This window comes from Aeromonas sp. 25-AL00135 (assembly GCF_054052385.1).
Map to the genome: position 1 here is coordinate 212,571 of NZ_JBSTYQ010000005.1, position 17,906 is coordinate 230,476.

At 58.7% G+C, this 17,906-nt stretch carries 18 protein-coding genes; 11 read left to right on the forward strand and 7 right to left on the reverse strand.

What is annotated here, in order from left to right:
- Positions 1–64: 64 nt before the first annotated feature.
- On the reverse strand, positions 65–499 hold the full coding sequence (gene trxC, locus ACW5XC_RS06450) for a thioredoxin TrxC (protein ID WP_005352560.1): 435 nt from the start codon (positions 497–499) through the stop codon (positions 65–67).
- A 187-nt stretch (positions 500–686) separates the two neighbouring features.
- Between trxC and ACW5XC_RS06455 the strand changes: the two genes are divergently transcribed.
- The 4 genes from ACW5XC_RS06455 to ACW5XC_RS06470 all read left to right on the forward strand — a co-directional run bounded on the left by ACW5XC_RS06455 (position 687) and on the right by ACW5XC_RS06470 (position 7,782).
- Positions 687–3,491, forward strand: coding sequence for a hybrid sensor histidine kinase/response regulator (locus tag ACW5XC_RS06455; RefSeq protein WP_042055776.1), 2,805 nt, complete (start codon positions 687–689; stop codon positions 3,489–3,491).
- Positions 3,492–3,657: 166 nt separating this feature from the next.
- Positions 3,658–5,394 (forward strand): ABC transporter transmembrane domain-containing protein, encoded by a 1,737-nt coding sequence (locus tag ACW5XC_RS06460; protein ID WP_042055778.1) that lies wholly within the window; start codon positions 3,658–3,660, stop codon positions 5,392–5,394.
- On the forward strand, positions 5,391–7,142 hold the full coding sequence (locus tag ACW5XC_RS06465) for an ABC transporter transmembrane domain-containing protein (protein WP_042055780.1): 1,752 nt from the start codon (positions 5,391–5,393) through the stop codon (positions 7,140–7,142). The genes ACW5XC_RS06460 and ACW5XC_RS06465 overlap by 4 nt, the downstream gene beginning before the upstream one ends.
- A 166-nt stretch (positions 7,143–7,308) precedes the next feature.
- Complete coding sequence (locus tag ACW5XC_RS06470) at positions 7,309–7,782, forward strand: DUF4442 domain-containing protein (RefSeq protein ID WP_042055783.1); 474 nt, start codon at positions 7,309–7,311, stop codon at positions 7,780–7,782.
- A gap of 33 nt (positions 7,783–7,815) precedes the next feature.
- Here the strand turns inward: ACW5XC_RS06470 and ybcJ are convergent, their stop codons facing one another.
- Entirely contained in the window at positions 7,816–8,049 is a 234-nt protein-coding gene (gene ybcJ, locus ACW5XC_RS06475) for a ribosome-associated protein YbcJ (protein ID WP_005361116.1), read from the reverse strand.
- A gap of 260 nt (positions 8,050–8,309) precedes the next feature.
- Here ybcJ and ACW5XC_RS06480 point away from each other — a divergent pair, with 260 nt between their 5' ends.
- From ACW5XC_RS06480 to pdxY, 3 genes are all read left to right on the forward strand, one after another.
- The gene (locus ACW5XC_RS06480) at positions 8,310–8,873 is read left to right on the forward strand and encodes a VC2662 family protein (protein WP_042055785.1); all 564 of its coding nucleotides are present in this window, start codon (positions 8,310–8,312) and stop codon (positions 8,871–8,873) included.
- A gap of 83 nt (positions 8,874–8,956) precedes the next feature.
- Positions 8,957–9,733: a DUF429 domain-containing protein gene (locus ACW5XC_RS06485; protein ID WP_042055788.1), complete on the forward strand. Its 777-nt coding sequence runs from the start codon at positions 8,957–8,959 to the stop codon at positions 9,731–9,733.
- Positions 9,734–9,906: 173 nt separating this feature from the next.
- On the forward strand, positions 9,907–10,770 hold the full coding sequence (pdxY, locus tag ACW5XC_RS06490) for a pyridoxal kinase PdxY (RefSeq protein WP_042055791.1): 864 nt from the start codon (positions 9,907–9,909) through the stop codon (positions 10,768–10,770).
- A gap of 107 nt (positions 10,771–10,877) precedes the next feature.
- Here the strand turns inward: pdxY and ACW5XC_RS06495 are convergent, their stop codons facing one another.
- The 3 genes from ACW5XC_RS06495 to ACW5XC_RS06505 all read right to left on the reverse strand — a co-directional run bounded on the left by ACW5XC_RS06495 (position 10,878) and on the right by ACW5XC_RS06505 (position 13,286).
- Positions 10,878–11,996 carry a glycerol dehydrogenase gene (locus ACW5XC_RS06495; RefSeq protein WP_042055794.1) on the reverse strand — a complete coding sequence of 373 codons (1,119 nt, stop codon included), beginning with the start codon at positions 11,994–11,996 and terminating at the stop codon, positions 10,878–10,880.
- Between the two features lie 299 nt (positions 11,997–12,295).
- Positions 12,296–12,802: a GNAT family N-acetyltransferase gene (locus tag ACW5XC_RS06500; RefSeq protein ID WP_042055796.1), complete on the reverse strand. Its 507-nt coding sequence runs from the start codon at positions 12,800–12,802 to the stop codon at positions 12,296–12,298.
- Positions 12,803–12,893: 91 nt separating this feature from the next.
- The gene (locus ACW5XC_RS06505; RefSeq protein WP_042055798.1) at positions 12,894–13,286 is read right to left on the reverse strand and encodes an NUDIX hydrolase; all 393 of its coding nucleotides are present in this window, start codon (positions 13,284–13,286) and stop codon (positions 12,894–12,896) included.
- 338 nt (positions 13,287–13,624) lie between these two features.
- Here ACW5XC_RS06505 and ACW5XC_RS06510 point away from each other — a divergent pair, with 338 nt between their 5' ends.
- Entirely contained in the window at positions 13,625–14,470 is an 846-nt protein-coding gene (locus ACW5XC_RS06510; RefSeq protein ID WP_042055800.1) for a DUF5718 family protein, read from the forward strand.
- Positions 14,471–14,528: 58 nt separating this feature from the next.
- Positions 14,529–14,969: an acetyltransferase gene (locus ACW5XC_RS06515; RefSeq protein WP_042055803.1), complete on the forward strand. Its 441-nt coding sequence runs from the start codon at positions 14,529–14,531 to the stop codon at positions 14,967–14,969.
- Positions 14,970–15,047: 78 nt separating this feature from the next.
- On the opposite strand, the gene ACW5XC_RS06520 is transcribed toward ACW5XC_RS06515, so the two are convergent.
- Together ACW5XC_RS06520 and ACW5XC_RS06525 are read right to left on the reverse strand one after the other, a co-directional pair.
- Positions 15,048–15,368, reverse strand: coding sequence for a DUF4377 domain-containing protein (locus ACW5XC_RS06520; protein WP_019446103.1), 321 nt, complete (start codon positions 15,366–15,368; stop codon positions 15,048–15,050).
- 92 nt (positions 15,369–15,460) lie between these two features.
- Positions 15,461–16,747, reverse strand: a complete 1,287-nt coding sequence (locus ACW5XC_RS06525) for a citrate synthase (protein WP_005333572.1) — start codon at positions 16,745–16,747, stop codon at positions 15,461–15,463.
- Between the two features lie 442 nt (positions 16,748–17,189).
- On the opposite strand from ACW5XC_RS06525, the gene sdhC reads away from it, so the two are divergent.
- Both sdhC and sdhD read left to right on the forward strand, forming a co-directional pair.
- Positions 17,190–17,567 carry a succinate dehydrogenase cytochrome b556 subunit gene (gene sdhC / locus ACW5XC_RS06530; RefSeq protein WP_005333571.1) on the forward strand — a complete coding sequence of 126 codons (378 nt, stop codon included), beginning with the start codon at positions 17,190–17,192 and terminating at the stop codon, positions 17,565–17,567.
- Positions 17,561–17,905, forward strand: coding sequence for a succinate dehydrogenase, hydrophobic membrane anchor protein (gene sdhD, locus ACW5XC_RS06535; RefSeq protein WP_005333558.1), 345 nt, complete (start codon positions 17,561–17,563; stop codon positions 17,903–17,905). Before sdhC ends, sdhD begins: the two co-directional genes overlap by 7 nt.
- Position 17,906 lies beyond the last annotated feature (1 nt).

Below are 17,906 nucleotides of genomic sequence, written 5' to 3' on the forward strand. Positions count from 1 at the left end.
CTCACATACTCATTGATAAAAATGAGGAAATGAACACATAAATAAAACATGTGCGAAATATAAATCAAACATCCATGAACTGTTCCAGCCATTGCTTGAACATGCTCTTGGGCAAGGAGCCATTTATCTGGTTCACCAGTTTGCCCTGTTGGAAGACCATCAGGGTGGGGATGCTGCGAATGGCGTAACGGGCGGCAATGGTGCTCTGTTGCTCGGTATCGACTTTGGCAAAGCGCATCCGTGGTTCGAGTTCATGGGCAACCTCATGAAATACCGGAGCAAACTGCTGGCAGGGGCCGCACCAGCTGGCCCAGAAATCGACCACGACCGGGATATCTGAGTTGATCAGGGTATCGAAGTTATCCGCATTCCCGAGGCAAGGGGTCTGGCTGAACAGGAGGGCTTTGCAGCGCCCGCATTTGGCAGATGTATCGATATGGGTAACGGGCAGGCGGTTCCTGGTAAAGCAGTGGCTACAATAAGTAGTGATAAATGACATAATTGGTTCCTTCTAAATCAGCTCTGGCCGGGGATATGATGAAAAGCCAGAATGAAGCAATCGCGAAACAATAGCGAAATATCAGAGCAATAACGGTAACACAGTGCCCAGCGGGAGTGGATAATTCCCCCAGGGTTCATTGCCTGACCGGATAATTCAGCGACCACCAGATGAGAGTCGAGACGGGATGAATAAAGGATCACGGAAAAACCGTGCTGTGCCAGGGCTGATTGTTGCCCTGCTGCTTGCCTTTTCGGGCTACTGCTGGCAGTCGCTCAGTCAGCAGCAGCAGGCCCACAACCTGAACGAAGCGGCCGAGGTGGTGCTGAACAGGATCAACGCCGATACCCTCTATCTGCTTGGGCGGGAGCAGGCCAATGACAGCAATGTCCAGCAGCGACTGAACCAGTTATCCATCACCCTTGACGGTTTTGTACGGGAAGTCAGAAGCGATCCCGAGTTGGTGCAAGACGACCTTTCCCAGGCTCTGCTTGATGACATGGACGCCTATCTGATGGCGCTGGCCAGGCTTCATGCCATTGAGATGGCTATCGAGTACCTCAATGCGCCCCTGCAGGCCCAGATTAAAAAGGTGCGGGGGATAAGCCCGTCAGACAGTGCGCTTCATCGCGACCTGGAGGAGCTGGCGCAACTGAGCAACTATCTGCAGCGCAGTTGGGACAAACGTGAACAGACTACGCTGGACCAGCTGCAACAGCAGTTGCAATCCCGTTATGGCAACTTGCCGGAGATCGCTACCCTGATCCGTCTGAGCAAGGAGATGAGCCAGCAGGTGATTGCCTATCACACCTTGCGTTACCAGCTCATCGACATGCATGTGATCGAGAGTCTGGTGCGCTGGAAACTCGACAAGCTGGAGCGCGCCTCCTCTTTGATGAACCGCTTCTATCTGATGGTGCTGTGCGGGGCTTTGATCTGCTTTGCGCTGGTGGCCTTCACCCTGTGGCGCCGCAACCAGAAGCTGAGCGAGTTGTCGCGCCAGACCGGCTTGCTGGCCCAGGCGAAAAGCGATTTTCTGGCCAACATGAGCCACGAGATCCGCACCCCCATGAATGCCATCATAGGTTTTAGCTCGCTGGCACTGCAGACCGAACTGGATCAGCAACAGCGGGACTATCTGGGCAAGATCAAATCCTCATCCGATACCCTGCTGCTGCTGATCAACGACATCCTTGATTTGACCAAGGTGGAGTCTGGCAAGCTGACACTGGAGGAGATCGACTTCGATCTCAGCGAGCAGCTCGATTCGCTGGCGGGCATGTTTGCCGATCTGGCGGAGCGCAAGCATGTGGAAGTGGTTATTCGCAAGTCACCGGAAGTGCCGGTCTTCTTGCGTGGGGATCCCTTGCGATTGGGACAAGTGCTGGTCAATCTGGTGAACAACGCCATCAAGTTTACCGAACGCGGTGAAGTCGAAGTCTGCATCGAGCTGGCCAATCCTCACCCAATGCGGATCCGCTTCAGTGTGCGCGATACCGGCATCGGCATTGCCGAAGAGAAGCAGACCCAACTGTTTCAGGCGTTTACCCAGCTGGAGGCGGGCAATACCCGCAAATATGGCGGCTCGGGGCTCGGGCTCAATATCTCCCAGCGGCTGGTGGAGCTGATGGGGGGGCGGATCAGCGTAGAGAGCAAGCCTGGCGTCGGCTCTCTGTTCAAGTTCGATATCCCGATGGCGCAGGCGGTCTACGGCGTGGCTGGACGGAAAGTCTTCTTCGAGAACCAGCCGCTGGTGATGGTGATGGATGACAACGAACTGGTGCTGGATCTGGCCCGGGACATTCTGACTCGCGCGGGAGTGCGAGTGCTGCCGGTTAACTCCCTTTCCCGTGCCCGTCAGCTGCTCCGTGAAGAGGGACCGAATCTGCGGTTGGCGATCCTCGACTGGCGCATGGGTCAGGAGGATGGGCTCGATCTGGCGCTGGAGATGTATCAGCACAGCCAGTGGCGGCGGATCCCCATCCTGATGATCAGTGCATGGGCCAGAGAGGGGCTGCACGCCCGGATGGACAGCATGGGGCTGACCCATTTTCTGCCCAAACCGATGACTGAAAATGCCCTGCTGGCCAAGGTGGACGAGCTGCTCAACGGGAGCTCCTACGAGCTCAACCTGCGCAAGGCCGAGGCACAGGGGGATCAGCAACACTTCAAATCCCTGTTGCAGGGCACCCGAGTGCTGTTGGCGGAAGACAACCGGGTCAATCAGCAGCTCATCATCGAGTATCTGCGGCGCGTCGATGCGGTAGTGTGTGTGGTCAGCAATGGTCGGGAGGCGGTGGAGCGGGTCGCAGAGCAGCCTTTTGACGTGATCCTGATGGATTTGCAGATGCCGGTGCTGGACGGACTCGATGCCACCCGCCAGATCCGCAAGATGGTCGACAAACACGATGTGCCCATCATTGCCCTCACCGCCAGTGCCATGCCCGGTGACAAGGAGCGTTGCCTGGGGGTGGGGATGAATGGCTATGTCACCAAGCCGGTGAGCAAGCTGGATCTCTACAACAACCTGCTGCAGTGGGTGAAGCCGCAAGGGGTGGAGCAGGCGGGGATCATGGAGGTGAAACCGCCGGATATGATCGGAGTCCTCGATCTGCAGGATGCCCTCAAGCGGCTGGAGCAGGACAAGGAGGCATTGCAGATCCTGTTCAAGCTGTTCATGTCGGAGCACAAGGACGACCTGTGGGAGATCCGCTCTGCCCTGCGCCGTCAGCAGCCCGAGGTGGCCAGCAAGCTGCTGCACACCCTCAAGGGGGTGTCTGCCAATATCTCGGCGGCCCGTCTGCAATTGGTGGCTGGCGAGCTGGAGTGGCGCCTGCGGCAAAACGAGGTGCTAAGCGAGACGGATCTGGAGCAGTTGCAACAGGTGTTCAGCCAGACCCGGGAAGAGGTGTCACACTTCCTGTTGACCGGTGAGCAGCATGAAAATTCGTATAATCCCTATTCATCAGGGGATGATCGCATGTCACAGTGAATTAAATAGTAATTATTCTCAACCATCCCGGTTCGGGATATGATGAGCTTTCGTTCGAATCGCCTCCAGCCGGAGGCGATTGTTTTCATTCTTCTATTTCTGCGTGGCTTCTCTGATGGCCGCTCCTTGGAGCGGTCATGGGCAGAGAGCGCTAAAGGTTGGTGGTGTGAGCGTATTTCTACGATTGAGCTGGTTTTTCAAGGAGCAGTGGCCCCGTTATCTGGCTGCCATCTCCCTGCTACTGATGGTAGCCCTGTTGACCGTTATTCCACCCAAAGTGGTGGGCTGGGTGGTGGATGGCATCACCAAGGGCGGTCTCGACAATGGTACCCTGATGCGCTATCTGGCCGGGCTGTTTGGTCTGGGTGTGCTGATTTATCTACTGCGCTACGTCTGGCGGGTGATGCTGTTTGGTGCCTCCTACCGGCTGGCCTATGTCCTGCGCAATCGCCTGTTCAGCCATTTCACCCGGATGAGCCCCGATTTTTATCAGCGTCACCGTACCGGCGATCTGATGGCCCATGCCACCAATGACATTCAGGCGGTGGAGATGACCGCTGGCGAAGGGGTGCTGACGCTGGTGGACTCCATCATGGTCGGGGTGCTGGTGCTCTCCATCATGTGCAGCCAGTACTCCTGGCAGCTGACGCTGGTCTCCTTGTTGCCGCTGCCGGTGATGGCCTACTTCATGAACCGCTTCGGTACCCAGATCTACACCCAGTTCAAGGCGGCGCAAGGGGCCTTCTCCAAGCTCAACAACAAGACCCAGGAGGCCCTTTCCGGCGTGCGGGTGCTGAAATCCTATGCGGTTGAATCGCTGGAAGATGAAGGCTTTGCCGAGCTGACCAAACAGGCGGGGGAGCGCAATATGGCGGTGGCCCGCATCGATGCCAAATTCGATCCGGTCATCTATCTCTGTATCGGTTGCTCCTACTTCCTCGCGGTGGCGGGGGGCAGTGTGCTGGTGCTGCGCGATGAGTTGACCTTGGGTGAGCTCACCAGCTTCACCATGTACCTTGGCCAGCTGATCTGGCCGATGTTTGCCATCGCCTGGCTGTTCAACATCATCGAGCGGGGCAGCGCCGCCTACTCCCGTATCGAAAGCCTGCTGGGGGAGCGTAGCGATATCGAAGATCCCGCCCAGCCGGCGGCGTTTATCTCTGCCTTTCCTTTGCAGATCAAGGGGGTGAGCTATCGACTCGAGCAGCGCACCCTGCTTGCGGATATCGACGTTACCCTCAAGCAAGGGGGGATGCTCGGGGTGGTGGGGCGCACCGGGGCAGGCAAGAGCTCCCTGCTCAAGCTGTTGATGCGCCTTGCCAATCCGACTCACGGTTCGATTGTCATGGGTGGCGTTCCGATTGACCAGCTGCCGCTCGCCACACTGCGCAGCCAGTTTGCCTATGTGCCGCAGGAGCCATTCCTGTTTTCCACCACTATCGCCGCCAATATCGCCCTGGGCAAACCCGATGCGAGCCGCGAGGAGGTCGAACGGGTGGCGCGCATTGCCTGTGTCCACGATGATATCGTGCGTTTCCCCAAGGGCTATGAGACCGAGGTGGGGGAGAAAGGGGTGACCCTCTCCGGCGGCCAGAAACAGCGGCTGGCCATTGCCCGCGCCCTGCTGCTGGATGCGCCCATTCTGGTGCTCGATGATGCGCTCTCGGCGGTGGATGCCCACACCGAGCAGCAAATTCTGCACGCTCTCAAAGCCCATCGTCGCACCCTGATCCTGGTCAGCCATCGCATGACAGCGGTGGAGCAGGCCGACGAGATCCTGGTGCTGGAGCAGGGGACCGTTAGCGAGCGGGGTCATCACGGTGCCCTGATGGCGCACAATGGCTGGTACGCAGATATGGTGCGTTATCAGCGTCTCGAAGAAGCGGTGGAGGAGAGCCTGTGAATCCGACCATTAAACGACTGCTCGCCTACTGCGCCCAGTATCCTCGCTGGCTGATCCAGGCGGGGATTTGCCTGCTGCTCGCCACCGGCGCCGAAGTGGCTGGGCCGCTGCTGATCAAGCTCTTTATCGATGACTATCTGGCGCCTCGCAATATCGTGCTGCCCACCATAGCCCTGATTGCAGCGGGCTATCTGGGCTTGCAGGTACTCTCGGCGGCGGGCTTCTATTTGCAATCCTTGCGCTTCAATCGCATCGCTCAGGCGGTGGTGCAAACCCTGCGCGAGCAGGTATTTGCTACCGCCATCCGCTTGCCGGCCCGCTACTTTGACAAGCATCGCTCCGGCTCGCTGATTTCCCGCATCACCAACGACACCGAGGCGATCATGAATCTCTATGTGCAGGTGATCGGCTTGCTGGTGCAAAAGGTGGTGCTCTTGTGCGGCATCCTCATCTCCATGGCGCTGCTGGATCTGCGGCTGATGCTGGTCTGCTCCCTGTTGCTGCCCGCTGTGGGCGGGGTGATGTGGCTCTACCAGAAACTGAGTGTGCCGGTGGTGCGAGCGACTCGCAGCCTGCTCTCCGACATCAACAGCCGCCTCAACGAGTCGCTGCAGGGGATGCCGGTCATTCAGGCCATGGTGCAGGAGCGCCACTTTGCCAACGCCTTTGCCGAGGTGAACCAGCAGCACTGGTCGGCACGGATCAAGAGCCTCAAGATCAACGGCATTTTGCTGCGCCCGCTCATCGATCTCTTCTACATGATGGTGCTAATCGGTCTGTTGGCGCTGTTCGCCCACGAGGGGGTCAGCCACGCAGGTGCCATTCAGGTAGGGGTGCTCTACGCCTTTATCAGCTATCTGGGGCGGATGATAGAGCCGCTCATCGAGATGACCAACCAGCTTAACCAGTTGCAGCAGGCGATGGTGGCGGGGGAGCGTGTCTTTGCCCTGCTCGATGAAACCCGCGAGAGCACCGAGGGCGAGCTGCGCCCGCTGGAAGGGCGGGTCAGTTTCGAGCGGGTGAGCTTCTCCTACGATGGTGAGCAGCAGGTGCTGCGGGAGGTCAGTTTTGCCGCAAAACCGGGCCAGATGCTGGCGCTGGTGGGCCATACCGGCAGCGGCAAGTCCACCATCATCAGCTTGCTGATGGGCTTCTATCCGCTGGATCAGGGGCAGATCCGCTTCGATGAGCACGCACTGGATACCCTGTCGCTGGCGGCGGTGCGCCGCAGTATCGGGCTGGTGCAGCAAGATCCCTTTATCTTCGTCGGCACCCTGGCGGAGAACCTGCGTCTCGGCCGTGCCGGAATAGACGAAGCGCGGCTCTGGCAGGCGCTGAGCGAGGTGCAGCTGGCCGAGTTTGTGCGCAGCCTGCCACAGGGGATCAACACCCTGATGGAGGAGGGGGGCAAGAACCTCTCCGCCGGTCAGCGCCAACTGCTCTCCTTTGCCCGCGCGCTGGTGGGGGATCCGCGTATCCTCATTCTGGATGAAGCGACGGCTAGCGTGGACTCCCAGACCGAGCTGGCGCTGTCGCAGGCGATCTCTGCTGCCCGTCGTGGCCGCACCACCATCGCCATCGCCCACCGCCTCTCGACCATCGTCGATTCGGACGAGATCCTGCTGCTCTCCCGCGGTCAGGTGAATGAGCGGGGTACCCATGGTGAGTTGATGGCCCTCGGCGGTCACTATGCCCAGCTGTTCGAGATGCAGAGTCAGGGGGCCTGGCTGGAAGAGAAGCGCGCCTGATCGGCACATTTGCTGTAACAGCGACATGAACGAAAAGAGGGAACCAGTGCGGTTCCCTCTGTTTTTTTGCGTTGGGCAAAGGTCGTAACCGTGATCCCTGTGCTTGTCGAATGGCGCAGATGCAGGCAACATGTTGTTTACATTAACTCATCGGATCAGTTCGCATATGGATTTGCAACGCTTCAAAGCCAATCTGGCGCTTCGGCTGTTTGCCTGGCGCTACATTCCCGTCATCGGGTTTTGTGCCCCGATCATCGAAGAGATGAACGCCAAGGCGCTGCGCATTCGCATTCCCCTTGGCTGGCGTACCCGCAATCACCTGGGCAGCATGTATTTTGGCGCACTGGCGACCGGCGCCGATCTGGTAGGTGGTCTACTGGTGATGGAGAAGGGGCGGCAGCGGCGCAAGAAGGTGCACTTCGCCTTCAAGGATGTGCAGGGGGAGTTTTTGAAACGACCGGAGGGGGATGTGCAGTTCGACTGCGCAGCGGGGGAGGAGATTGACGCCATGATCGATGAATCGCTGGCAAGCGGTCAGCGCATCAATCGCCCCATCCGGGTGGTGGCTACCTGTCCGTCATTGAACGGGGATGAGGCGATGGCGCGTTTTGTGCTGACCCTGTCAGTCAAGGTCAGCTAGCGGGTTGCCGGAGAGTGGCTCCCCGAAACGGGTTTAGCCAATCTCCGGGCTGACGCCCTCTTTCACCACGACCTTCATGCCGTTGAAGTTGACCACCTGTTCGGCCACGATCTTGCAGCGCTTGCGGGTCTCCACCTGACCGTCCACCTCGACCAGCCCTTCGGCAACGAGGGCTTTGGCGGCGCCGCCACAATCGGCCCACCCCTGATGTTTGATAAGGTCACACAAGGCAACGAAGGGGTGACCTTCGAGCAGAAACGTCTCCATGGGAAATCCTCTAGATGGATGAATGCCGGATACAGCAGGGCGACTATTTTAGGCAGTTCGCTCAGGCAAAGAAAGGAAGAGGGGCCACTCGCTGCGAAAAAGTGGCCGATCGTCCTTGAGGTGGCGCTTTCGCAAGTCCTGATGGAGAGGTGAGAGGGCCAACCGTGACGTATCGTGACGCACCTCGTCCCTGCTGGTGTGCCCACATTAGCCCCTGACTGTTAGGATCGGGCCACTCTCAATGTCCCAAGGAACTTTCCATGACACTCTCCCGCCTGCTGCTGGCATGCAGCGCCCTGACTCTTTGCGGTGTCGCGCAGGCCAGTACTCCGGTACAGGTCTCGCTGCCCGGGGTCAATTTGCCCTCGTCCCATCAGGTGGAAGGAGCTCGCGCCTCGCTGCTCTACGGTCGGACCGGTCAGGTGAAGGGTATTGATCTGCCGATCTTCGCCCTCTCAGATGTGGATCAGTTCAGCGGCCTGCAGCTCGGGGTATTCTTGGGTGCTGGTCGGGTGCGTCACCAGTTTGGCGGGGTCGCCATCAATGCCATCAACTGGCACGAAGGGCAGGATACCGGCGTCAATCTGGGGCTGGTCAACCTGACCAACAATGTGCAGGGGCTTAACTGGGGGGCGGTCAATATCGCCAAGGGCAATGCGCTGGCCAACGTCGGCCTGGTCAACTATGCCGAGCGTACCACCTTCCAGATTGGCTTTATCAATGCGACCAAGCACCTCGATGGCTTGCAGATCGGGCTGGCCAACTATGCCGCCAACGGCGTGTTCCCCATTCTGCCGTTGGTGAACTTCCAGAAATCGTTCTGAGTGGGCGGTTCGCTTTGCGTTAAGGGCCTCTGCTGATTACCCTGTGCCTCTTGCAACTTGTGACAGGCGAACAGAGGTAATTGATGACGGCAGGGCAGATGAGTGCAATCGGGATCGGCTGGGATGTGCGTGGCTGGCAGGGCAGTGCCCAGGCGGTGGCCGTGGTGGGCTGGCAGGCCGACTCCAACCGCCTGCACTGGCTCGGGGTGTCGCCGCTGTTTCGCTTGAGCTCGCGGGTGGCGCCGGATCTGGCCGCTCTACTGCGTCCCGCCCTGCAAAACGAGCTGACCCTGATGCAGGTAGAAGCCTGCCCGCAACTGGCGCTCGGTATAGATGCGCCGCTCGCTTTTCCCCGCGCCTTGCGGGATCTGCTCAACGGCCAGCCACACAGCTGCGCCGTGCCCGAGCGGGAGATAGACAACCCCTATGCCTATCGCGACTGCGAGCGCTGGCTGTATCAGCAGTACGGCAAGAAGCCGCTGTCGGCCACCTTCGACCGGCTTGGCAACAACGCCACCCTGGCGCTCTCCATGCTGCCGCGGCTCTCTGATCTGCAACTGGTGCCGACCGTTGCCCCGAAGGCCAGTCGTGCCGTGCTGGAGGTCTATCCGGCATTGGCCAAAGTGGGCGGCAAGGCCTCCCAGGCACGGCCCGAGCTGGCGGCGCAGCTGCCTGCGGATGTGCTGGTCGGCACCGATCGCTATGATGCGGCGCTCTGCGCCCTGATGGCGCTGCAATATGCCGCTGGTGGCAAGGTGACGGTATTGCCTGAGCTGATTTCGCCACCCAGTGACATGTTGTGTGATGAGGGATGGGTCTATCACTTTGCCCGTCATGCTGTAGAGCACAGCGGCATGTGACGACGGGGACGTGGCACATCATGGCGCCGCTCACCCTGTGGACGCGGGCCAAATGGCGCAAAAAACCTGTCTTTAGTCAGGAAATTGCCTGTTCATCCCGCGCCAAGGTGGCGCATCGTTATCTTCATCCGATATATTGCCCACCTTGCTGATCCTTTGCTGTGGTATTCCCGATGAAATCCGTTCTCTCTATTCAGTCCCACGTGGTCTTTGGTTGTGCCGGCAACAGCGCGGCCGTCTTCCCCATGCGCCGCCTCGGTATGGATGTATGGCCCATCAACACGGTGCAGTTTTCCAACCACACCCAATATGCCCAGGGGTGGCAGGGGATGGCGATGCCGGCGGGTCATATCAGTGCGCTGGTGAAAGGATTGAGCAATATCGAGGTGTTGAGTCAGTGTGACGCCGTGCTGAGCGGTTACCTTGGCTCCGCCGAACAGGGAGACGAGATCCTGACCGTGGTCAACGCCGTCAAGGCGGCCAACCCCGATGCCATCTACTTCTGCGACCCTGTGATGGGTCATCCGGAGAAGGGGTGTATCGTCGCTCCCGGCGTCACCCGTTTCCTGACCGAGCAGGCGCTGCCGGTGGCCGACATGATGGCCCCCAACCTGCTGGAGCTGGAGACCCTCTGTGATACCCATCTGGCTGATCTGGATCAGACCCGCGCGGCTGCCCATCAGCTGCTGGCCCGCGGCGTCAAGCTGGTGCTGGTCAAGCATCTCGGTCGTGCGGCGCAGGACTCCAGCCGCTTCGAGATGCTGCTGGCCACCCCGCAAGGGGATTACCTGATTGCCCGTCCGCTCTATGACTTTGCCCGCCAGCCGGTGGGGGTGGGCGATCTTATCAGCGCCCTGATGCTGGCGAATTTGCTGGCCGGTCACGATGCGGTCAGCGCGTTCGAGCGCACCAACGCCTCGGTGGATGCGGTGCTGCAGGAGACCTGGCGCCAGCAGGCTTACGAGCTGCAACTCATCGCCGCGCAAGATGCCTTCGCCCTGCCAGAGGTTGAAGTGCGAGCGGTGAAACTGCCCTGAGTCAACGCGGACTTTCGTCTATCCCGACAAGGGGGTGGGATGCAGATAAAAAAGGCTTGCCAATGGGCAAGCCTTTTTACTGTTTGCCTATTTAGTGCGGCAAGCAATCAGGCGCGGGGATGGCGGAGGCGATAACGCTCAGCCATGGCATTGGCCGCTACCATGGCGGCGTAGACATCCTGTTCACTCACTGTCATCGGCATGTTGCCCATGGTATCGAGGGGATCGCAGGCCAGCTGCGCCACCTTGCGCCACTCGCTTTCATCAAAGTGGGTGAGCCCCAGCTCTTGCAGCGTCATGGGCAGGCCTGCACAGTCGATGATGCGAAACACCTCATCAAGTTCGTGTTGCGGGGCACGCTCAAGCACGAGTTGGGTCAGCAGGCCGAAGACTACCTTCTCGCCATGCTGGGCGCGATGGAGCTCCGCTATCAGTGACATGCCGTTGTTGACGGCATGAGCGGCGGCCAGTCCACCGGCTTCTGCGCCGACCCCGCTGAGGTAGATGGTGGCCTCGATAACCTGCTCCAGCGCCGGAGTCGAGACATGGTGGCGTATCGCATCCATGGCCAGCTCGATGTTCTCACCAAGCAGCTCGTAACAGAGCTGTGCCAGACCAAGGCCAGTGCGTGAAGGGCGCTTGCCGACCAGATTGAGTCCGTCTGACCGATAGCAGGCGCGCGCCTCGAAATAGGTGGCCAGGGCATCGCCAACGCCTGCGGAAAAGAAGCGGGGAGGGGCGGCGGCAATGATGGCTGTGTCAGCCAGCACCACGTCCGGATTTTGCGGCAGGAACAGATAGCGCTCAAATTCCCCCGCCTGGTTGTAGATCACCGCCAGTGCCGTGCAGGGGGCATCTGTGGAGGCAATCGTCGGAAACAGCACAACCGGACGGCGCAGATAGAAGGCCACGGCCTTGGCGACATCCAGCGTCTTGCCGCCGCCGATCCCGACAATCACGTTCGCACCATATTGCTCTGCAAGGTGGGTCAGGCGGTGGATCTCCTGTTCGGTGCATTCGTAGCGAAACTTGTCGACCACTCCCCTGAGGCCTGCCTGCAGGAGCCCCGCCAAAGCTTCTTCCCGTACCCGCTCCAGAATGAACTCATCGCTGATGAGCAACGCATAGTCACCAAAATCTTTAACGTGCTCATGGAGTTGCGGGAGAAGGTGTTGACCGATGATGAACTTTTTGGGGGAGGTAACTGTACGGGGCAAAGTGGGCATCCATTATTCCTCAAGGCAGTGAATAACATAGATTTGATTATCAAATGGGTCTCTCACGATACGCCTGATGAGGCAATAGATGAAGAAGAAAAGGGGGGGCGTTTTAATCATTAATTAATCTTTCTGTTTGTTTGGTTGTTTTTTGGGGCGAGCAATTGGCGGTGTTGAGGCATACAGGCGCAATGGCTGTATCGTGGCAATCCGTCGCAAGCCATACTGCTGCAACAAACAGTCACGCTGGCAACAAGCAGGGCCGCTTGGTGCGGCCCTGCTGTATTTGGATAAGGGATAGGGGATGGTCAGAGCGGTTTGTAGAAGATGACGGTCGCAGCAAGGGAGCCATCGGCGTTGCGTGCAAAGCTCGGGATCTGGCCGGCTTCCAGATAGCCGAGTTGACGATAGAGGTGGGAGGCCACATCACCGGCGCGAGTATCGAGCACCAGCAGCGAACGGCCCGCGGCATGGGCGCCTTGTTCCATTGCCTGCATCAGCGCACGACCGACACCTTTGCCTCTCGCCGTTTGCAGTACCATCAGTTTTTCCACCTCGGCCCGGTGGCGACCGTTGGCCTTGCCACAGAGCGCGAGCTGAACCGTTCCCACGAGCTGTTGTTGCTCAAGGGCCAGCCACAGCTTTCGGTGACCTGCTGCCAGATCCGCTTCAACTCCTTGCCAGTAGCGGGTAGATTCCTCCGTGGTCAGCGGCGGTAAAAATCCGACCGAGGCGCCGCTATCGACACAATCTTGCAGCAGGGTGATGAGCGCACTTTGGTAGGTCGCTGCGCTCTTAACTTCTACAATGTCCATCTGACATCCTTGTCGTTGCGTTGCTATGTGGCTGATTGCCACCGTTGGTTCATATGAGGGAGGTACTTATGCTCGCCGCGAGTACGGCTTGTCAGCGGATCAGCCTCTGCTCAACGAGCCAGGTGAACAGCAGGCGGGAGACGGGGGAGAGCTCATCGAGGTGAGAGCTGTCGAGCCAGCGCAGCTCGGCAATTTCTGCCGAGGCGATCGGGGTGCCGCTCGCTTCGCCGGTGTAGCAGCGCAGTCGCACCTCGACACCTGCCGGTTTGCCATCGGCCTGAGCGCTGAACTCGCAGACAAAGCGCAGGGTATCGGGTTGCAGGGTGACAGCCAGCTCCTCTGCAATCTCGCGGATCAGCGCCGCCTCGTCGCTCTCGCCCGGTTCCCGCTTGCCGCCCGGGATGTAATAGATGTCCTTGCCGTGGGAGCGGGCGCAGAGCAGTTGCTGATCTTTAAAGGTGAGCCAAGCGAGTTTGTCGATCATCCGTTTTCTCTCCAATGGGGTTGCCGTGATGAGCAGTGGCGCATTCAAGCGCACAGTTGTTTTGCATGCCGGCAGCCTAACAAAGATGAAGTTGAGTCCCAAGGAGAAAGAGGGGAGATGCCGGAAACGCACTGTTTCCAGCGCGGTGACCGCGTAGCTGAATGAGTGCGCAATGGCTGGTTCACCACAGACTTTTCGACCGCTAAAAAGCGGACTGACGCACATCACGACAGGGCCGGACTGGGCGAAGGCGGGGTCCTTGTGGTTTAATCTTGCCACTTTAGCGGTAGTAGGCGACGAGCCTGCTACCTTGCGTTGGCAAGATGCAGGTGAGCAAGATGCAGATAGCAGCAGAGAGCAAGTTTATCGGACTCGGGGTCGCGGGCAATTTCGCCGGTCATCTGGAGCAGGCGGGTGAAGCGTCGGACTTCGTAGCGGTAGTCGTGCGCGACACCACGGCGCCCAAGGCGCTGTTCCCCTTCTTCGTGCCGGGCCATCCGGGTCAGCTCGGGGTATTCCCGTTGAGCGACAAGGCGATCTTTCTGCCGGAAGCGGCGGTCAGCGGTGACGAGAAGGTGCAGATTGAGCCGGAAGTGGCCCTCTGGTGCGAGCTGGAGTATGCCGACAAGCAGGTGGTGGCGATCCATCCCCGCGCCTTTGGTGCCTATAACGACTGCTCCATCCGTCGTCCCAACGCCAAGAAGATCAGCGAGAAGAAGAACTGGGGCGAAGAGAGCAAGGGGCTGGCGGACAAGCTGCTGCCGCTTTCCGGTTTTGCCGCCGGTTGCGAGCTCGATGACTATCGTATCGCCTGCTATCTGGAGCGGGACGGTGAGCTGTACGCCTACGGGGTAGACAGCGCCGCCATCGACTACAGCTACTTCCACGGCAAGCTGCTCGACTGGGCCATCGACAAGTTCAATCATCAGCAGGATGAAGGGCCAGCGGAGCACATTCAGGGGCTGCTGGCGCAGGCGGGACATCCTCCCCATGCGCTCATCAGTATCGGTGCCACCCGCTATACCCCGTTTGGCGAGACCCACTTCCTCAAACCGGGCGACACTTCCTGCGTAGTGGTCTATCCGGGCAGTCGTTATAGCGAAGCGGATATTCGCGAAGCGATCCGCAGCCGCAACTTTGGCGCTGATATGTCGGTGCTGCTGCAGGCGGTGCAGGCGCGCTAATCAGGTTGGCTAGCGGGGAGGCCACAGCCATCCTGCTGGCTGCAACAAAGAGTCATTGATGAAGATTGATACTACAACGCGGGCCGATTATCCGGCCCTGATCGATCTGTGGGAGGCCTCTGTTCGGGCGACCCACCACTTCCTGCCCGAGGCCGAGATCCTGGCTCTCAAACCGCTTATTCTGGAGCACTACTTCGATGCGGTGACACTGCACTTTGCCCGCACAGAAGAGGGGCACATTACGGGTTTTAGCGGAGTGCACGATGGCAAGCTGGAGATGCTGTTTGTGGCTCCCGGGGCGCGCGGTAGTGGCGTGGGGCGTTTGCTGGTGGCGCATGCCATCACGCAGGGCGGCGCGACTCAGGTTGACGTCAACGAGCAGAACGAACAGGCGGTGGGCTTTTATCTGAAGATGGGATTCACCGTGACGGGCCGCTCGCCGCTGGATGGTCAGGGCAAGCCCTATCCGTTGCTGCATATGGCGCTGGCGCCGACCTGATCGTGCCTGATGAGGCGCAGTACCCATAAACCAACGGGGGATGGCATCAGCCATCCCCCGTTTTTTTGATCGTGTTTGTTACTTGCTGGCGACCTTGTTCACTACCTTGATCAGCTGATAGCGCACGGAGGGGGCATCGGCCGGCACATCGGTGAGCTGCTCCTTGCTGACTGTGAGCTGATAGCGGTAACCCGGCTCGAACTGGAAACCTTCAATATTCTGGTAGAACAGCGTCCAGGGCTGCTGCTCATCACTGCGAACCTGCATGCACTGCATTGGGCCAACCCCGACGCAATCGACCAGCTGGCTGTTGATATAGAGGGTCTCCCCCTGTGACGAGGCGGGGGCGCTCTGGCAGGCGGTCAGCAGCAAGGCTGCGCTGATAAACAGTGGTTTCATAATGGACTCCTTAACGCGAAAGGGGGCATTAGAGCGGCAAACAAAAAGGCGGTCAATGACCGCCTTTGTAACAAACCATATCAGCGCAGTGGTTAGCGCTGCTCGAGTGGAGTGAACTCGCGCAGCGGGTGGCCTACGTAGAGCTGGCGTGGGCGACCAATCTTGCTGTCCGGGTCTGAGTGGAACTCGTTCCAGTGGGCAATCCAGCCGATGGTGCGGGAGATGGCGAAGATCACGGTGAACATGCTCATCGGGATGCCGATCGCCTTCATGATGATGCCGGAGTAGAAGTCCACGTTCGGGTAGAGTTTCTTCTCGACGAAGTAGGGGTCGGAGAGCGCAATACGCTCCAGCTCCATGGCTACGTCCAGCAGCGGATCCTTGATCTGCAGCTCGGTCAGTACTTCGTGGCAGGTTTCGCGCATCACGGTGGCACGGGGGTCGTGGTTTTTGTAGACACGGTGACCGAAGCCCATCAGACGGAACGGATCATTCTTGTCCTTGGCCTTGGCGATGTACTCGGGGATGCGATCCACCGAGCCGATCTCTTCCAGCATGCGCAGGCAGGCTTCGTTGGCGCCACCGTGGGCCGGTCCCCACAGGGAGGCGATCCCCGCGGCGATACAGGCGAACGGGTTGGCACCGGAGGAGCCAGCCAGACGAACGGTGGAGGTGGAGGCGTTCTGCTCGTGATCCGCATGGAGGGTAAAGATACGATCCATGGCGCGTTCAACGATGGGGTTGACCTTGTACTCTTCGGTCGGCACGCCAAACATCATGTGCAGGAAGTTACCGGCATAGGAGAGGGCGTTACGCGGCTGCATGAACGGCTGGCCGATGGAGTACTTGTAACACATGGCGGCCAGAGTCGGCATCTTGGAGAGCAGACGGAAGGCACAGATCTCGCGATGCTGCTCGTTATTGATGTCGAGGGCATCGTGATAGAAGGCGGAGAGGGCGCTGACTACACCGCACATGATGGCCATGGGGTGGGAGTCGCGACGGAAGCCGCGGAAGAAGAAGGCGATCTGCTCGTGCACCATGGTGTGGCGGGTGACCAGGCGTTCGAATTCAGCATATTGGGCCTTGGTCGGCGCTTCGCCGTACAGCAGGATATAGCAGACTTCCAGATAGGTGGCCTGGGTGGCCAACTGGGCGATGGGGTAACCACGGTGCAGCAAGACACCCTGATCCCCGTCAATGTAGGTAATGGCAGATTTGCAAGAACCGGTGGCCATAAAACCGGGGTCAAAGGTGAAATACCCCTGTGATCCCAATTTTCTGACATCGATGACATCCGGGCCGATGGTGCCGGAGAGGATCGGCAGTTCGACCGGATCTTTTCCGGGCAGGTGTAGGGTGGCTATCTTATCAGCCATAGCACGTCTCCTTTGCTCTTTATAATTTGGTTCCAGTCCTACTCTATTACGACTTTTATGACGCTGGCAAAGGTTGTTACCCATACCGAAGTGGCTGGAGCGCCTTATTTGAAACAGAGTTCCTTATCAATGTCAATTTTGCTGGAACCCCATTAATGGCATTAATGAAATGTTAAATTAAATATGCGATCGAGTTTGCGGTTTTGTGTTTTCTTTGTAGCTAATTGATTGTCTTCGGTTAAGGCCGCCGATATACTGCGCCACGTGGGTCATGGCTGCGGGTGTTTGAAACGCTTTGGCAAAGCCTGATGTGAAACCGAAAACTCGCGTTTTGGCTTTTTCAGAGTGTTTTGGTAACAAAAAACCAACAATCACCATTCCGTGCCCTCAAGTGTGAGTTAAAACAATAACTAACGTGCTCAATGGAGCTGAGTGGGCAAGCGTGAAAAACAAACAGAGACCGGTCAACCTCGACCTACAGACGATCAGCTTTCCTGTCACTGCCATTGCATCCATCCTGCACCGTGTTTCAGGGGTCATTACCTTTGTTGCACTGGGCATCTTGCTGTGGATGCTTGGTACTTCACTCGCCTCTCCCGAAGGGTTTGAAACCGTGGTTGCCATCATGGACAACTTCCTGGTCAAACTCGTGCTGTGGGGGATTCTGACTGCGCTGGCATACCACATTGTGGGTGGCTTGCGTCATCTGGTCATGGATATGGGCTATTGGGAAGAGCTGGAATCCGGCAATCAGAGCGCCCGCGTGGCCTTCGTGATCACCGCGATCTTGGCTGTATTGGCGGGAGTGCTTGTATGGTAACCAATTCTGCAACCTTCGGGCGCAGCGGCGTTCATGATTACATCCTGATCCGCGCCACCGCCCTCATCATGACCTGTTATGTCCTCTATCTGGTGGGCTTTGTCGCGTTCAACGACATCACCTACGAGGTGTGGGCAGGCTTCTTCGCCAAAACATTCACCAAAGTATTCACCCTGTTGACCCTGCTCTGCGTACTGATCCACGCCTGGATTGGTCTGTGGCAGGTGCTGACTGACTATATCAAGCCGGTAGGGCTGCGCGGGGCGCTGCAATTTGCCCTGGTCGTGGTGCTGTTTGTCTATCTGATGACGGGTTTCGTCGTGCTGTGGGGTGTGTAAG

Excerpts from the sequence above, each read along its gene's own strand:
- trxC (WP_005352560.1), bottom strand. The coding sequence starts at position 499 with ATGTCATTTATCACTACTTATTGTAGCCACTGCTTTACCAGGAACCGC.
- ACW5XC_RS06455 (WP_042055776.1), top strand. The coding sequence starts at position 687 with ATGAATAAAGGATCACGGAAAAACCGTGCTGTGCCAGGGCTGATTGTT.
- ACW5XC_RS06470 (WP_042055783.1), top strand. The coding sequence starts at position 7,309 with ATGGATTTGCAACGCTTCAAAGCCAATCTGGCGCTTCGGCTGTTTGCC.
- ybcJ (WP_005361116.1), bottom strand. The coding sequence starts at position 8,049 with ATGGAGACGTTTCTGCTCGAAGGTCACCCCTTCGTTGCCTTGTGTGAC.
- ACW5XC_RS06480 (WP_042055785.1), top strand. The coding sequence starts at position 8,310 with ATGACACTCTCCCGCCTGCTGCTGGCATGCAGCGCCCTGACTCTTTGC.
- ACW5XC_RS06485 (WP_042055788.1), top strand. The coding sequence starts at position 8,957 with ATGACGGCAGGGCAGATGAGTGCAATCGGGATCGGCTGGGATGTGCGT.
- pdxY (WP_042055791.1), top strand. The coding sequence starts at position 9,907 with ATGAAATCCGTTCTCTCTATTCAGTCCCACGTGGTCTTTGGTTGTGCC.
- ACW5XC_RS06495 (WP_042055794.1), bottom strand. The coding sequence starts at position 11,996 with ATGCCCACTTTGCCCCGTACAGTTACCTCCCCCAAAAAGTTCATCATC.
- ACW5XC_RS06500 (WP_042055796.1), bottom strand. The coding sequence starts at position 12,802 with ATGGACATTGTAGAAGTTAAGAGCGCAGCGACCTACCAAAGTGCGCTC.
- ACW5XC_RS06505 (WP_042055798.1), bottom strand. The coding sequence starts at position 13,286 with ATGATCGACAAACTCGCTTGGCTCACCTTTAAAGATCAGCAACTGCTC.
- ACW5XC_RS06510 (WP_042055800.1), top strand. The coding sequence starts at position 13,625 with ATGCAGATAGCAGCAGAGAGCAAGTTTATCGGACTCGGGGTCGCGGGC.
- ACW5XC_RS06515 (WP_042055803.1), top strand. The coding sequence starts at position 14,529 with ATGAAGATTGATACTACAACGCGGGCCGATTATCCGGCCCTGATCGAT.
- ACW5XC_RS06520 (WP_019446103.1), bottom strand. The coding sequence starts at position 15,368 with ATGAAACCACTGTTTATCAGCGCAGCCTTGCTGCTGACCGCCTGCCAG.
- ACW5XC_RS06525 (WP_005333572.1), bottom strand. The coding sequence starts at position 16,747 with ATGGCTGATAAGATAGCCACCCTACACCTGCCCGGAAAAGATCCGGTC.
- sdhD (WP_005333558.1), top strand. The coding sequence starts at position 17,561 with ATGGTAACCAATTCTGCAACCTTCGGGCGCAGCGGCGTTCATGATTAC.